This is a genomic window from Parabacteroides timonensis, from assembly GCF_900128505.1.
GTDB classification, from domain to species: domain Bacteria; phylum Bacteroidota; class Bacteroidia; order Bacteroidales; family Tannerellaceae; genus Parabacteroides; species Parabacteroides timonensis.
Map to the genome: position 1 here is coordinate 1,250,911 of NZ_LT669941.1, position 14,015 is coordinate 1,264,925.

12 protein-coding genes are annotated in these 14,015 nt (G+C 45.8%); 3 read left to right on the forward strand and 9 right to left on the reverse strand.

What is annotated here, in order from left to right; all coding sequences use genetic code 11:
• Nucleotides 1-66: 66 nt before the first annotated feature.
• Nucleotides 67-1,611 (forward strand): ClC family H(+)/Cl(-) exchange transporter, encoded by a 1,545-nt coding sequence (locus BQ7394_RS12750; protein ID WP_075557782.1) that lies wholly within the window; start codon nucleotides 67-69, stop codon nucleotides 1,609-1,611.
• A 57-nt stretch (nucleotides 1,612-1,668) separates the two neighbouring features.
• On the opposite strand, the gene BQ7394_RS12755 is transcribed toward BQ7394_RS12750, so the two are convergent.
• Nucleotides 1,669-3,345: a putative transporter gene (locus BQ7394_RS12755; RefSeq protein WP_075557783.1), complete on the reverse strand. Its 1,677-nt coding sequence runs from the start codon at nucleotides 3,343-3,345 to the stop codon at nucleotides 1,669-1,671.
• A gap of 113 nt (nucleotides 3,346-3,458) precedes the next feature.
• Between BQ7394_RS12755 and BQ7394_RS12760 the strand changes: the two genes are divergently transcribed.
• Nucleotides 3,459-4,268: a peptidylprolyl isomerase gene (locus BQ7394_RS12760; protein ID WP_075557784.1), complete on the forward strand. Its 810-nt coding sequence runs from the start codon at nucleotides 3,459-3,461 to the stop codon at nucleotides 4,266-4,268.
• A 12-nt stretch (nucleotides 4,269-4,280) separates the two neighbouring features.
• Nucleotides 4,281-4,670: a hypothetical protein gene (locus tag BQ7394_RS12765; RefSeq protein WP_075557785.1), complete on the forward strand. Its 390-nt coding sequence runs from the start codon at nucleotides 4,281-4,283 to the stop codon at nucleotides 4,668-4,670.
• 220 nt (nucleotides 4,671-4,890) lie between these two features.
• Here BQ7394_RS12765 and BQ7394_RS12770 read toward each other — a convergent pair whose 3' ends face one another.
• The 8 genes from BQ7394_RS12770 to radA all read right to left on the reverse strand — a co-directional run bounded on the left by BQ7394_RS12770 (nucleotide 4,891) and on the right by radA (nucleotide 14,010).
• Nucleotides 4,891-5,130, reverse strand: a complete 240-nt coding sequence (locus BQ7394_RS12770; RefSeq protein WP_075557786.1) for a DUF2442 domain-containing protein — start codon at nucleotides 5,128-5,130, stop codon at nucleotides 4,891-4,893.
• 267 nt (nucleotides 5,131-5,397) lie between these two features.
• A complete protein-coding gene (locus tag BQ7394_RS12775) occupies nucleotides 5,398-6,693 on the reverse strand; it encodes a fimbrillin family protein (RefSeq protein WP_075557787.1) in 1,296 nt (431 codons plus the stop codon).
• A gap of 154 nt (nucleotides 6,694-6,847) precedes the next feature.
• Nucleotides 6,848-7,639, reverse strand: coding sequence for a DNA-binding domain-containing protein (locus BQ7394_RS12780; RefSeq protein WP_075557788.1), 792 nt, complete (start codon nucleotides 7,637-7,639; stop codon nucleotides 6,848-6,850).
• 78 nt (nucleotides 7,640-7,717) lie between these two features.
• Nucleotides 7,718-8,683, reverse strand: coding sequence for a fimbrillin family protein (locus tag BQ7394_RS12785; RefSeq protein WP_161951795.1), 966 nt, complete (start codon nucleotides 8,681-8,683; stop codon nucleotides 7,718-7,720).
• Between the two features lie 22 nt (nucleotides 8,684-8,705).
• Nucleotides 8,706-9,497 (reverse strand): FimB/Mfa2 family fimbrial subunit, encoded by a 792-nt coding sequence (locus BQ7394_RS12790; protein WP_075557790.1) that lies wholly within the window; start codon nucleotides 9,495-9,497, stop codon nucleotides 8,706-8,708.
• A 13-nt stretch (nucleotides 9,498-9,510) separates the two neighbouring features.
• Nucleotides 9,511-10,800 (reverse strand): hypothetical protein, encoded by a 1,290-nt coding sequence (locus BQ7394_RS12795; protein ID WP_075557791.1) that lies wholly within the window; start codon nucleotides 10,798-10,800, stop codon nucleotides 9,511-9,513.
• 222 nt (nucleotides 10,801-11,022) lie between these two features.
• Nucleotides 11,023-12,609, reverse strand: a complete 1,587-nt coding sequence (locus BQ7394_RS12800; protein ID WP_075557792.1) for an NAD(P)/FAD-dependent oxidoreductase — start codon at nucleotides 12,607-12,609, stop codon at nucleotides 11,023-11,025.
• Between the two features lie 27 nt (nucleotides 12,610-12,636).
• Nucleotides 12,637-14,010 (reverse strand): DNA repair protein RadA, encoded by a 1,374-nt coding sequence (gene radA, locus BQ7394_RS12805; protein WP_075557793.1) that lies wholly within the window; start codon nucleotides 14,008-14,010, stop codon nucleotides 12,637-12,639.
• Nucleotides 14,011-14,015 lie beyond the last annotated feature (5 nt).

A 14,015-nucleotide genomic window follows, 5' to 3' on the forward strand; every position in this document is an offset into this window, starting at 1 on the left:
ACAATTGACAATTATTTGGTTGGAGGTCAGAACCAAAGCCGAACCAGGCTTGTTTTTATCGAGCTTATGAAGGTAAACTGGAGGATATTAAAGCTGAAACTAGTGGATGCCAGGCTCTATTTTGTGAGTCTCATCGTAGGATTGCTTACCGGCCTGGTAGCAGTTCCTTACCATTATTTATTGCAGCTGTTCTATAACTACCGGAAAGAGTTTTTCGAGTCTTCCCCTCCCTGGTATCTGTATGTTATCTCATTTTTTGTATTCTGGGCAGTCCTTATATTTGTTTCGAAACTGGTAAAACGTTGGCCTTTCATCAGCGGCGGTGGTATCGCACAAACACGAGGGGCTATCAACGGCCGGATAGTGTATACACATTCATTACGACAATTACTCGCGAAGTTTGTAGGCGGAGTACTGACATTAAGCAGCGGTCTTTCAATGGGGCGTGAAGGGCCGTCCGTGCAAATGGGTTCCTATATAGGCGACCTGGTCGGTAAATGGGGACATATCCTGAGTGGTGAACGTAAACAATTATTGGCAGCAGGCGCCGGTGCCGGGCTGGCAGCCGCTTTTGCCGCTCCACTGGCAGCAACAACACTGGTTATCGAGTCGATCGAACGTTTCGATGCTCCCAAGACAGCTATTACTACGATCCTGGCCGGAGTAGTTGCCGGTGGAATTGCCAATATGATATTCCCGATCAATCCTTATCATGAGATACAGGCAGTAGCTCCTGACCTGACCTTCTCTTTACAGATAAAACTGTTCCTGTTGTTTGCCGTGGTCGTCTCCATTTTCGGGAAATTCTATTCACTGTTGATGCTATATGTCAAAAGACTGTATCCCGCCATAAAACAACCGGAATACATCAAATTACTTGGCTTGCTGATCATGGCATACACAATCTCCCTGACTTTGACGGATCTGACAGGTGGAGGAGAACAATTCCTGATGGAACAGGCACTCGGAGGAACACAAAACATACTTTGGATTACTGGAATGATGCTGTTGCATATGGTATTTACCGTTTATTCTTTTTCTTCAGGATTACCCGGAGGAAGTTTTATCCCAACACTTGTAACCGGTGGTTTGCTTGGAAAGATATGTGCACTCTTATTGGTACAACATGGAATTATCGCTCCCGAAAATGTCAGTTATGTAATGCTGGTCGGGATGGCCGCTTTCCTGGTGGCTGTTGTCCGTACCCCTATTACTGCTATTATCCTGATAACGGAAATCACAGGGCATTTTGAAGTATTTTACCCTTCGATCGTCGTTGGGGGACTGACTTACTACTTCACCGAGCTATTAGAGATAAAACCGTTCAATGTGATGTTTTACGAAGAGATGATCAAAAACCCTTTCTTTCAGGAAGAAAAACGGCTCAAGTTGGATGTAGAGGTCATGGCAGGTTCTTATTTCGACGGTAAAGAGATCGATACCCTGCATCTACCCAACAACTGCATCATTATAAATATCCATCGCGACCGCAAAGACTTTCCCCCTACCGGTCAAACGATCTTACCCGGCGACCAGCTAACCCTCGAAATAGATGCCCAGGATATCGAAAAACTGTATGAGCCATTAGTTAGCATGGCGAATATCTATTAAATTAAAAAGGTGTCTGAAAGCTATTCAAACACCTTTTATCCTATTATTTATCCTTAATCAGGCAAAGAACAAAATCAATAACTGTGCCGTCAATACACGCAGGAACATTGTCAATGGATAGACAGTTGCATACCCCACGGAAGGAGCATCATTTCCGGCTGTTGCATTCGAATAGGCCAGTGCAGGCGGATCGGTTGTACTACCGGCAATCAGACCCATTAATGTAAAGTAATTCACCTTACAGAAATAACGACCTATACATCCGATGATCAGCAAAGGAACCGTCGTTATGATGAAACCGTAACCAATCCAGGCAAAACCTCCGTTGTTGACGATCGTATCGACAAAGCCATCACCGGCACTGATACCGACACAGGCAAGGAACAACGTGATACCTATCTCACGTAACATCAGGTTTGCACTCTGAGTCGTATAGGTTATCAGCTTATATTTATAACCGAACCGACTGATCAGGATAGCCACGATCAGCGGTCCACCGGCCAATCCCAGTTTTACCGGTTGCGGGATACCCGGGAATGTAATAGGTATACTACCCAACACAATACCCAGCGCAATACCGATAAAGATCGTGATCAGGTTCGGCTCGTTCAAACGTTTCATCGAGTTACCTAATACCTTCTCTACATTTGTGACGGCAGTCTCGGTACCTACTACATTTACACGGTCACCCACTTGCAGTGTCAGGTGCGGAGTAGCAACCAGATCGACACCGGCACGGTTGATACGGGTAATATTGATACCGTATAACTGACGCAGCTTCAATTGTCCGAGACGTTTACCGTTCAACTCCGGTTTTGTAACCAGGATACGACGGTTGATGAACTGGCTTTCCATACGAATCCACTGTTTGCGTTCCATATCGATCACTTCACCGACAAAAGTCTTGATGGTATCGGCATCCTGTTCGGTTGTAATTACAAAAACTTTATCGTTCTCATGCAATACCGCATTAGCAGAAGCTATTTCAATCTGTTTGTTGCTGTCATGCCAGATACGGGATATAACGAAATCACGATGTTCCAGCAAACCAGACAACTCCCCTACTGTTTTTCCAAATATCGCCGGATTTTTAACCACCAGGGAAATGGGTTTAGCCTCATTGGCATGAGAAGAATCCTCATTGTTCAGTTGCTCACTCTCCTTGTCGAAGTTCACCCGGAATGCATAGCGAACAAACATAATCGAAAGAATAATACCGATCACACCCAACGGATAAGCAACCGCATATCCCAGTGCAATTGTATTATCAGCCGTACCATACATGTCGGAATATGCCTGTTGAGCAGCACCCAGACCAGGTGTATTCGTCACCGCTCCCGACAAAATACCAACCATTGTGGGCATTGGAATACCGGTTGTGTAATGCAGGATAATAGCAGTTACTACTCCCAGGAACACAATCCCGCAAGCGAGCAAGTTCAACGTTATTCCTCCCTTCTTGAATGACGAGAAGAAACCGGGCCCCACCTGCATACCCACGGAGTAAACAAACAGGATAAGACCGAACTCTTTAAAAAAGTGAATTACATTGTGGTTGATCGTAAAACCGAAATGTCCCAGAACAATCCCCACAAATAAAACCAGTGTGATGCCCAGAGAGACTCCAAACACCTTAATTTTACCCAATTGAATTCCGGCCGCTATCACAAACGACAGCAACAGGATGGAGTGGCCAATACCTTCTCCCCATAATAAATCATTGATCCAATTCATATTCTAATATTAAAAAACCTTGTCACTATTTAATAAAGCTGGCAAAGATAACCATTTAGTTTGTGTTTAACAACATAAACAGTATCTTTACCCGAGAAATAAAAATAGCTTGCATGAATAAGATATATAACCTGATTTTAGTATTGTTCACTGCATTGGGTACCCTCCATGCGCAAGGTGAAGGAAAAACAATAACAATCCGAACAAATGTGGGGACGATGAAGGCCCAGCTATATGATGATGTCCCCAACCATGTCCGTACTTTCATCAACCGGGCACGACAGGGAGAGTTCAACGGTACGCTTTTTACCCGTGTTATCAAAGAATTTATGATACAGGGAGGTGCTCCCGACTCGAAAACAGCTCCTCCGGGTGCTCGTTGTGGTTTCGGCGACTCGTCGGCCGAGATACTACCAGAACTAAACAGTAAATATTTCCATAAAAAAGGCGCCTTGGCTGCTCCCCGCCAAAACGATGACGTCAATCCACAGAAGAAATCGGATATGTCGCAGTTCTTTATCGTACAGGGGAAAATATACCGCAACGGAGAGTTGGATACGCTGGAGTTGATCGCAAACCAGAATATCCGCAAAAAGGCACTCGACGAATTTTACCGTCCGGAAGCCGTAGAGCTGAAAATGCTGAAACAAAGTAACAAACGGGAATACAACAAACGTATCATCACGATCAATGCAAAGATCGATTCCATGATACTGGCCACTCCCGGACATTTGATTTTTACCGACGAACAGCGGAAAGCCTATACGACAACCGGTGGTTGTCACCACTTAGATGGCATCTATACGATTTTCGGTGAACTGACAGAAGGCTTCGATGTGTTGGATGTTATTGCCAACCAGCCGAAAGACCAATATGACCGCCCCAAAAAAGATATCAGAATTATAAGTGTAACCGTAGAATAAAATTCATCCAATATGCTGAAAAGAGATTTAATCATGGTACAGATAGAAGAACTGGGCAAGATGATTGCCCAGGTAATCTTCAATCGTAATAACAATGCTGCCGGAAAGAACCCGGAGCTGATACAGACTGTTTTCGAGAACCTGAAACTGGATCAGGATTTCCTGATGACAACCGCTCCCGACGATATCCTCCGTTTCCTCGACAACGAAGAGAAGAGCGGTATCCTCCGTCTTGAAATCGCAATCAAGACTTTGATCGAAAGTAGCTACCTGCAACCCAAAGACCAGCCGGCAATGCTCCGCCGGGCAAAAGAACTATTGGAGTATTTGCAGGCACATGACACTACTTTCTCATTGGAAAGGGTTAATTTGATGAGTGAAATTGAGAAGATGTTGAGTTAATGGGCTATTGTTTCCACCAGCCACTGCTCAATATTCCGGGTCTTGGAGCTAAAGTTCACTTTTATTGTCCGTTTCAAATGAGTAGCCTATCATACGCCCTTCGCTTGTATGATAGGCTACTCATTCCGTTAGTGTTTTCCGTCATCCGCGTTGCCAATCCATCACTAGTCTACACAGCCGTAAACGTCAGCGAGATGTCTTATTGCAAATAGACAGGCTTTTATGCCAAAACACCGTTTTCATACAGATATTCGGGTGCAATATCAATCACACCATCTTTCCACTCCAATGTATCCGTAACAGAAAAACTTTTAAATAGAGCCATCTCCTTTAAAGGCTTAAATACGGGATAAGTATTTATCAAGGACGTGAAGTCTACCACCTTACGAATACCGTCATTGAATGTCACCAAGATGCGATAACCATCCAAATACTTTGCTTGCATTACTTCTTTCCACATAATCGTTATTGATTCCAAAAATAAAGAAACTCGCTCACATACGGATGGATTTCGCAGGAATAAATGCCACTTTAGGGATTTTTACTCTACCGGATTGAGCTATTTGATTTCGCCTATATTACAGTTGGCAGCCTTAAAAAAAGACAAGTCATTTGCAGAAGACTATGTCCAGCTATAATAAAACCGGGCAGATATGTGGTATATCTGCCCAGGTTCTAATTCTTATAAAACTTTATCTCGTACTGCCATCTTACAAAACATTTATTATCATTTAGGAATATACAAAATAGAGCGTACTCCAAATGTGAAAGTATTATTATGATTAGTTTGATCTTGCCAGTTACCAATCAAATCAACATCATGGTATCCTTCATCCGAAGCCCAATAATGCGCTGTGTATTGACTTGAAGTCACAGTGAAAGCCGTAAAACCAACAGAAGACAACGCATTCAATTGATCGCGCAAATCAAATATAGTTCTCCACTCGTTGACACTTGGTAAATACCAACCACTTGTGTTCGCTGGTGCTACCGGTTCATAATTCTCAGCCAGCTTTTCTGCCTCACTTCTGTGCGCTCCCACAGTGTGATCGTAGGCAGCATTGTTCATAGATATTACACGTATTTTGTTAGATTCTACGGCATAGACAATGCCTATACAAAGAGCTTTTTGCTTATCAGTCAGTTTTTTATTATGACTTTCAAATGTACCATCATAAAAGAAGTAGTCACCAAAACCAATTGTTAAGTCATCTTTAGTCTTTGTTCCGATTGGTTCTAATTTAGCAGTGATAGTATATGCTTCGCCCGCTACGAAAGACGATATTCCACTGACATTAATCTTCCTTAATCCGTTAATCTTGATTAGTTCTATATCACTCACATTCATTTGCGGCACAAGACAAGCTTCCCAATATTCTCCGCTACTGTCGACTTTCTTCATTGTGATATCCCCCTCTGCTCCATTACTGCCCCCGACAGTGCCCTCAGTAATGGAGCAAGACGTGTAGCCTTTTATTATTATCCTATCCACCCAATTTTCCTCATTTCCCTCCAGTTTCACCCGCACCTTGGCTAGTTGATGTTTAAAAGGCAAAGGAATATTTTCATCATTATACTTTGCTGTGACACCCTGTTCCACTTTCAGCACATACGCAAGCCCATTCGATTGGTCGGCAAGGCTAACAGTCTTGTCTGTCGTACTCTGACCTGTAATATTGGAATACCAGGCATTAATCGTTGCCTCATTGGTATTCTGCCAGTAACATGGCTCTTCTGCTGTTGCCTCACCATTTGCATTCAGCATGTAAGTACCTTCTTCACCTTCACCAATTCGTACCTTTATTTTATCACCTTCACTCCATCGGCTACTCATTCCGTTATCGTTTTCCTCCACCCGCGTCGCCAATCCATCCCCAGTCTGCACCGCCGTAAACGTCAGCGGATACATTCCTTCAGGCAATGTCGTGCCATCGGTCACCGTTGTTTCTTCCTGCGAGCAACCGCCTACGAGAAGAGCGGCTGCCAGCAAGGATATTGTTGCTAGTAAATAGTTTCGTTTCATATCATTTTTATTATTATCAAATATATTGTCAGAGACCAGAGCAGATACCCTGCGCCGTCCGACGCATGAAGCAAGCGCGCCCCGACGCATACGGTATGCGCGCTTCGGCGCACGGAGCATGCGGGGAACGGCGCATGCTTCGTGCGGGGAACGGCTACTCGATGACGGGGCGATCGTCATCGTCGTCATCTTTCTTGCCAGCTACCAATGTGATGGGGTAAACCAATGTGCGCATCTCTTTCAGCAAGGTGCTGGCAGAGCTGAACCATGTCTCCACCACCAGCTGATATTCGCCATCCGCCAGGTCGGCTGGCAAGGTGAACATCAGGCGGCTGGGATCGTTGATACCCAACTGCGTGAAAGATGCAGCCTCCGTCTGGTCAGCCAAATTGAGCAACTTCACTGCCCCCAGACCGGTACCGTCGGCTCCTACGCAACGGATTTTCGTACCTTTTACATCCAGCATGCCACCTGCCGTAATCGTACCGTCGGTCTTGCCCGTTGCCACGTCTTTCACCAGCGAGATACGTGCGCCACCCATACGGCGGACGGTACCGGAGAACTTCGGTTCGACCTTGGCCACCTCCGTACGCATTGCTTGCGAAGGGGTGATATTGACGGCGCATTTGTTGACTGCCGGGTCTATCACCCCCGTGTCGCCAATGAAAACGCCACTCAATGAGGGAGCATACTGTGCCGAGCCGGTCACGATGGTATAGCCGTCGCACAGCAACTGGCGAATCTTTTCGTCGATCAGGGTACCGATGTTGACAATCGTATCGACACGGTACTCTGTTCGTTCAGCAGAGATAGCAGCAGCAATATCCGCAATCGTCAATGACTTCTTGGTTTGTATCGCTGCCACGTAATCTTCTTTAACGTCTTTGGTCATCATATTCTCAACGAGATCGTACGACCAGATGTAATTTGTTTTTGTGTCTGCCATGTTATTGATTTATTTAGTTTATATATGATAGAACGCCCGGTTCGTTCCCTCCGGGCGGGTTGGTTCTGAAATGAGGGGTTACATTTCGGTTTCGCCTGTGTACTTGTTGCTCTCCCCTTCCCACCCGGTAATCGTTGCTGTCACCGTCAGTTCCGTCAGTTTGGCGGTGATGGTGTAACGGTATCTTTGCCCTTTGACGAAAGTTGTTGCTTCTCCCAACTTGTATGTCAATTCGGTATCATCCGACAAAGTGACACGGATGAAAGCGGTTTGTGCGTTAAGCGTTTGAGGGATGATAATCGCCTCGTTGAGTTCCGGTGCATCCGTATCAGTTGTCTCGCTTTTGTCGATTAGGATTGCGTTAGAGGTTCCTGCATCTATCTCCCCGCTTGGTGCTACCGAAATGTCCTTGCTATCTTTCGACGGCTTGAAAGTTCCTTGCAACTGCGTATTTAGTATTTCCACCTTGGAAATACCTTTGTCACCCAAACTTTTATCCTTTATCAACACCACCTCGATTTTCGAAAGGAGATGTTTGAAAGGAAGGGTGATGGCGCCTTTGGCGTCTTTTGCTTCTTTCTTCGTGTTCGACACTGTTGCATAGAGCAGGTCGGATTTGGCGTAACCACCACCGGTCGTGCTTTGCTGGTCTGTTTCTACTTTATGAGTCAAATCTCCAGTTGGATAATCAGTAGGCATACTAGATGGTCCATTAATATGAAATGCATAGAGATTGATACTTTCCTCTTCGGCTGGGAAATACATCTCATCGGCACCGGTAAAACCGTTCTCTTTGTTAGCCGTTAGTTCTTTTCTATAATATTGATGCGCAGGCTCTGAACCTGTAACACCATCCACATATAGCCAGACCTTTTCATTCTCGGCTATTTCCGTATCCAGCCCGTGTGTGGCGCGGGTCAGCGTAGCAACTCCGCTACTTAGATAAAGGCGACCGTCCCATTCCGGGAGTTCTTCCTGATTGCAAGCGGTAAGCAACAAGGTTACCGCCATCAGATTTGTGAGTAAACAGGATATTCTTTTCATTGTTTTCATGTATTTGTTATCATTAATCAGCATCTCCTTCTACTTCGTCACCACCTAGTTGCCAGTTGGTGACAGAAGATGTTATCTCCATCGTTCCCTCATGCCATTGGATAGAGAACGAATAGGTGTAACCGGCTTTGAGCGGCGTCCCCAGGTCGAGTGTTCCTTCTAAGGCGGGCTCGGGCGCGTCCGGTAGGGAATATTGCAATGTGGCGTTCTCTTTCGTTGGTAGGCAGATGTTTACCCCGCTATTCAACGGATAAGAAGATATGTTTTCAACATTGTCATACTTGTTCGTGAGGGAAATACCGGCATACATATTGGTCAAAGCCAGTTCGACTCCATCGGGAGCATCCTTTAGTTTCAATTGTAACTGACAAGTGGCAGGTTGCAAGTTTGCCTCATAGGTTGTAGCACCCGATATCTCGACCTTCTCCAATCCACTAACCATGGCGGGAGAACAAGTCCCACCCTCTTTCAAAGGGATCAAGGTGGAAGCTTTGATATCCGTTGTCGTCCCCGATGCAGGCAGTTCGAAACCCTCCATACCCGAAAGGGTGACAAACTGATAGCTGCCATTTGCCAAGCGGATGCTCTCGTTGCCGGAGCCGAACGACCGGTTGCAGACACAAGCGCCATCACCATCGAATACCAACAAAAGATAATCAACAGTTCCCGTTTCTCCACGTGTTGTCAGGGAGACTTCCGCTGTCTCTCCCACCGGTAATGCCGTATCGTCATCACCGCAGCCCGTCATCAACAAAGGCAGGACGGATAGGGCTGCTCCATATACCAAGTTCTTTATACTATACATTAACATATATGATTTATAAAATGACTTTCTGACTCTTCTCTCCCATCCGCACGATGTAGGCACCGCTGGGAAGTGTTACCGGCTGCACACCAGTCATCACCTGCACGGTACGCACCAATGCGCCGCTAAGGTGGTAGATATACGCTTTCTCCATACGCTCGCTCCGGATATACAGGATGTTGCCCTCACAGTGAAGGCTGAACCCCTTGGCTGCCATCCCAATCTCCTCGTTGGCAACCGAAGCATTCTGACGGATACCGTCAATCCGGATGGTTATATTCTGCCGCACAAACGAAAGAACGTAGGCACCATCACTGGAGCGAGGTTTCAACACTTCGCCCCAGTCGGTCGTTACCACCGGCTCGGACTGGTCGTAGTCTTTGTCGAGTGTCAGGTAAAACTTGAAGCTGTTCCACGCCTCAACCGAGTATGTGCCTGCTACCGGGTCGGTAACAGCCCCTTGCACAGCAGGGAGAGTTATATCGTAATAAACAGGGGTCGGATCAGGACTAGGATCGGGCAGAGCCTGTTCATGGATGGTAAAACGGATAACGACCTCAGTCGCCGGCATAGTGAAAGTAATGCTATTCGGATCCGTTCCGCCCGTAGCAATCAGAGGGATAGATTGCCAAGTGCCGTCAGGTGCATAGGCACGAATACTCAACAAACTCAAGCGGCTGGATAGCAGTGTTTGCAGGGTAGCGGTCACTTCTGCACCTGCTTTTGCCATGTAAGAGGATCCGGAAGAAGTAACCCCCTCTGTCTCAGTAATGGTAATGGTTACTTTGTCGGATGATACGCCGGATGTTTCGATGCTGAGCGGATAGAAAGATGCGTCAATGCTACCCGATGATTCTATCTGTACATCTATATATACAGGATAGTTGGGCATTTCAAAAGTATAGGTATTTTCCGCTGTACCCTGTTTAAGCGTTGTTATATCATTCGAACCAAAAGACATTCCAGCAGTCACTGTTGCTCTCTTTCCACCCGTCAAACCATCCAAGGTAATAGTCACCGTCTCTCCTATACGAGCCGTTGGCTTATTTACCGTGACAGTTACCGAAGGGTCATTTACTCGGATTTGTACCGTCCCTTCCAGTCCCGGTTGTGCATTCAGATACGCAGGAATGGATAGAAACAACACAAAAAGCAAAGTTATTATCCTGCTATAAAGAGAGATAGACGATGTAAGCCAGGTAGAAATAGAGTAAATTTTCGAAGGGAAAAACATGTTTTTAGCATCATTCCATCTTTTACTACTCGAATTTATCCGGGTGAGTTTCAAGCTTTCACAATTCATGGGCTGTATTGACTTTGTTTTAATAGAACTACGTACGAATTAGGGGACGCAGATGATGCAGACAAGCGCAGAGTCACACAGATAATTAATTAAAATCTGCGTAACTCTGCGCTTGTCTGCGCTATCAGCGTCCCCTAATACTTTTTTAGCAATTTATTGAATACAAAGCCTTGGCTGTAACAAATTATTTATATATTTGCTCCCACAACTAACGTAGTTCTATTAAGACTGCGTCTCCATCGCGGCAACTCCTTCCGCACAACGTTCCCCATCAATAGCGGCAGAGACAATCCCTCCGGCATAGCCTGCTCCTTCCCCACAAGGGAAAAGTCCTTTTAGAGTAATATGCTGATACGTATCGCGATCACGAAGGATGCGAACAGGGGAAGACGTACGTGTCTCCACTCCTATCATCAGAGCTTCATTGGTCAGGAAACCTTTCGATGTCTTGCCAAAATGACGAAAACCATCGCGCAGGCGACTGGTTACAAACTCCGGCATCCAGAAATGAAGCGGTGAAGCCAACAAACCGGGTGTATAGGAAGACTCCGGCAAGTCGAACGAGTTTTTCTTCGTAACAAAGTCGTTCATACGTTGGGCTGGTGCTGTCTGTTTCATACCACCGTTCAGCCAACATACTTCTTCCAGCCTTTCCTGAAAAGCCATCAATGCTAAAGGCGAATCGGCAGGGACCTTTATCTCTTCATGTTTCATCAGTTCCGGATAATCTTCAGGTCGGATCTCTACCACCATTCCGGAATTCGACCAGCGCGAACCTCGGTTAGACGGCGACATACCGTTTACAACAACTTGTTTCGGACCGCTTGCCGCCGGAACGACAAATCCACCGGGACACATACAGAAAGAATACACACCTCTTCCGCTTGCCTGCGTAACAAAGCTATATTCGGCAGCCGGAAGATACTTTCCTCTCCCCTCTCTACGGTGATACTGAATTTGGTCGATCAGCTCCTGCGGATGTTCCAAACGAACACCCACGGCAATTCCTTTAGCTTCGATAGGGATCTTTTGCTCATAAAGATATCGATAAACATCACGGGCCGAATGACCAGTTGCCAGGATAACCGGGCCAAGAAAGGTCTTTCCTGTATTGGTTTCAATACCGACAACTTCATTGTCTTTCAGGATCAGAGCATCCATACGGGTTTCGAAATGAACTTCACCGCCACAACGGATGATCTGCTCACGGATATTTTCTATCACACGGGGCAGTTTATCCGTTCCTATATGAGGATGGGCATCTGCCAGGATCGAGGTACTGGCACCATGCTGACAAAAAACATTCAGAATCTTATCTACTGAACCGCGTTTCTTACTGCGGGTATATAACTTACCATCCGAATAAGCCCCGGCACCACCTTCACCGAAACTGTAATTCGATTCACTGTTCACGACATGCTCACGACTGATCAATGCAATATCCTTCTTTCGATCGCGAACATTCTTACCACGTTCTATGATAACAGGGCGCAAGCCTAGTTCAATCAGACGCAGAGCGGCAAACAGTCCTCCGGGGCCGGCACCAACCACAATCACAGGTTTACCGCTTGATACATCTTTATATTCCACCGACTGGTATTCTGCCTCTTCCGGCTGCTCATTAATAAATATACGCAGTTTAACATTTACATAAATCGTACGCTGACGGGCATCGATCGAACGTTTCAATAACCGTACTGCTTGTATATCTTTGAGAGGGGAACCGGTTTCCCGTGCAACGACTTGTTTCAGGGATTGCTCATTGACTGCTTCTTCCGGCAGAATGCGGAGTTGTAATTCTTGTATCATTATTTACTTGTTATAAAGAGAAAACGATTATCCAAACAGATGACGGAAAGCCTCTTCCACTTTCTTCACCTGTATAATCTGTATTTTACATTTAGCGGTATCGAAACCTTTCAGGTTATTATGAGGAATGATTATACGCGAAAAACCTAGCTTCTCCGCTTCCAGGATACGTTGCTCGATACGGTTGACCGGACGAATCTCACCCGATAAACCGACCTCGCCACACATACATACACCTTGCTCGATACTGATATCGAGACTCGATGAAAGTACGGCACTGATAACAGCTAAGTCAATAGCAGGGTCATTTACCTTTAAACCACCGGCAATATTCAGAAACACATCCTTTTGTATCAATTTAAATCCGGCACGTTTTTCAAGAACTGCCAGCAACATATTCATTCGTCGCAGATCGAATCCCGTTGCGCTGCGTTGCGGCGTACCGTAAACAGCAGAACTTACTAATGCCTGAGTCTCGATCAGGAAAGGACGAATCCCTTCGATCGCAGCGGCGATCGTCACCCCACTCAGCCCCTCATGATTTTGGGTCAACAATAATTCCGACGGATTGCTTACTTCACGTAAACCATTCTGCCTCATTTCATAGATACCCAATTCAGCCGTACTACCGAAACGGTTTTTAATACTGCGCAGAATACGGTACATATAATGTTGGTCGCCTTCAAACTGAAGCACTGTATCGACAATATGTTCCAGGACTTTTGGCCCGGCAATACTTCCTTCCTTATTAATATGACCGATCAGCAAAACAGGCACACCACTTTCTTTAGCATATTTCAGGATAGCGGCGCTACATTCACGCACCTGGGAGACACTACCGGGAGACGATTCCACAATCTCGGTATAGATAGTCTGGATAGAGTCGATGATCATTAAATCCGGTTGCACGTTACGAGCCTGTACAAATATCTGTTCCAGGTTTGTCTCGCATAAGATAAAACAGTCCGGATTTTCATGAGCCAGACGGTCGGCACGAAGTTTAAGCTGCCGACTGCTTTCCTCACCCGAAACATATAATGTTTTCAGCCCGTTCAGCCCCAAGACGGTCTGCAACACCAAAGTTGACTTGCCGATACCCGGTTCACCACCGATCAGTACCAGCGATCCTTTCACCAGCCCCCCACCGAGGACACGGTTCAACTCTTCATCCTTCAAATCGATACGGGATTCTTCTTCGGACGTGATATCGCGTAATAAGACCGGACGCACTTTCTCGTTATCAGTTATTCCTGGAATAATACGTTTTGCCGAGGGTTCTTTGGTGGCGACGATTTCTTCCACATACGTGTTCCATTCGCCGCAATTAGGACATTTACCGACCCATTTAGGAGAGTCTGCTCCACAATTGGAGCAGACATATACTGTTTTTGTCTTAGCCATACATC

Excerpts from the sequence above, each read along its gene's own strand:
- BQ7394_RS12750 (WP_075557782.1), top strand. The coding sequence starts at position 67 with ATGAAGGTAAACTGGAGGATATTAAAGCTGAAACTAGTGGATGCCAGG.
- BQ7394_RS12755 (WP_075557783.1), bottom strand. The coding sequence starts at position 3,345 with ATGAATTGGATCAATGATTTATTATGGGGAGAAGGTATTGGCCACTCC.
- BQ7394_RS12760 (WP_075557784.1), top strand. The coding sequence starts at position 3,459 with ATGAATAAGATATATAACCTGATTTTAGTATTGTTCACTGCATTGGGT.
- BQ7394_RS12765 (WP_075557785.1), top strand. The coding sequence starts at position 4,281 with ATGCTGAAAAGAGATTTAATCATGGTACAGATAGAAGAACTGGGCAAG.
- BQ7394_RS12770 (WP_075557786.1), bottom strand. The coding sequence starts at position 5,130 with ATGTGGAAAGAAGTAATGCAAGCAAAGTATTTGGATGGTTATCGCATC.
- BQ7394_RS12775 (WP_075557787.1), bottom strand. The coding sequence starts at position 6,693 with ATGAAACGAAACTATTTACTAGCAACAATATCCTTGCTGGCAGCCGCT.
- BQ7394_RS12780 (WP_075557788.1), bottom strand. The coding sequence starts at position 7,639 with ATGGCAGACACAAAAACAAATTACATCTGGTCGTACGATCTCGTTGAG.
- BQ7394_RS12785 (WP_161951795.1), bottom strand. The coding sequence starts at position 8,683 with ATGAAAAGAATATCCTGTTTACTCACAAATCTGATGGCGGTAACCTTG.
- BQ7394_RS12790 (WP_075557790.1), bottom strand. The coding sequence starts at position 9,497 with ATGTATAGTATAAAGAACTTGGTATATGGAGCAGCCCTATCCGTCCTG.
- BQ7394_RS12795 (WP_075557791.1), bottom strand. The coding sequence starts at position 10,800 with ATGAATTGTGAAAGCTTGAAACTCACCCGGATAAATTCGAGTAGTAAA.
- BQ7394_RS12800 (WP_075557792.1), bottom strand. The coding sequence starts at position 12,609 with ATGATACAAGAATTACAACTCCGCATTCTGCCGGAAGAAGCAGTCAAT.
- radA (WP_075557793.1), bottom strand. The coding sequence starts at position 14,010 with ATGGCTAAGACAAAAACAGTATATGTCTGCTCCAATTGTGGAGCAGAC.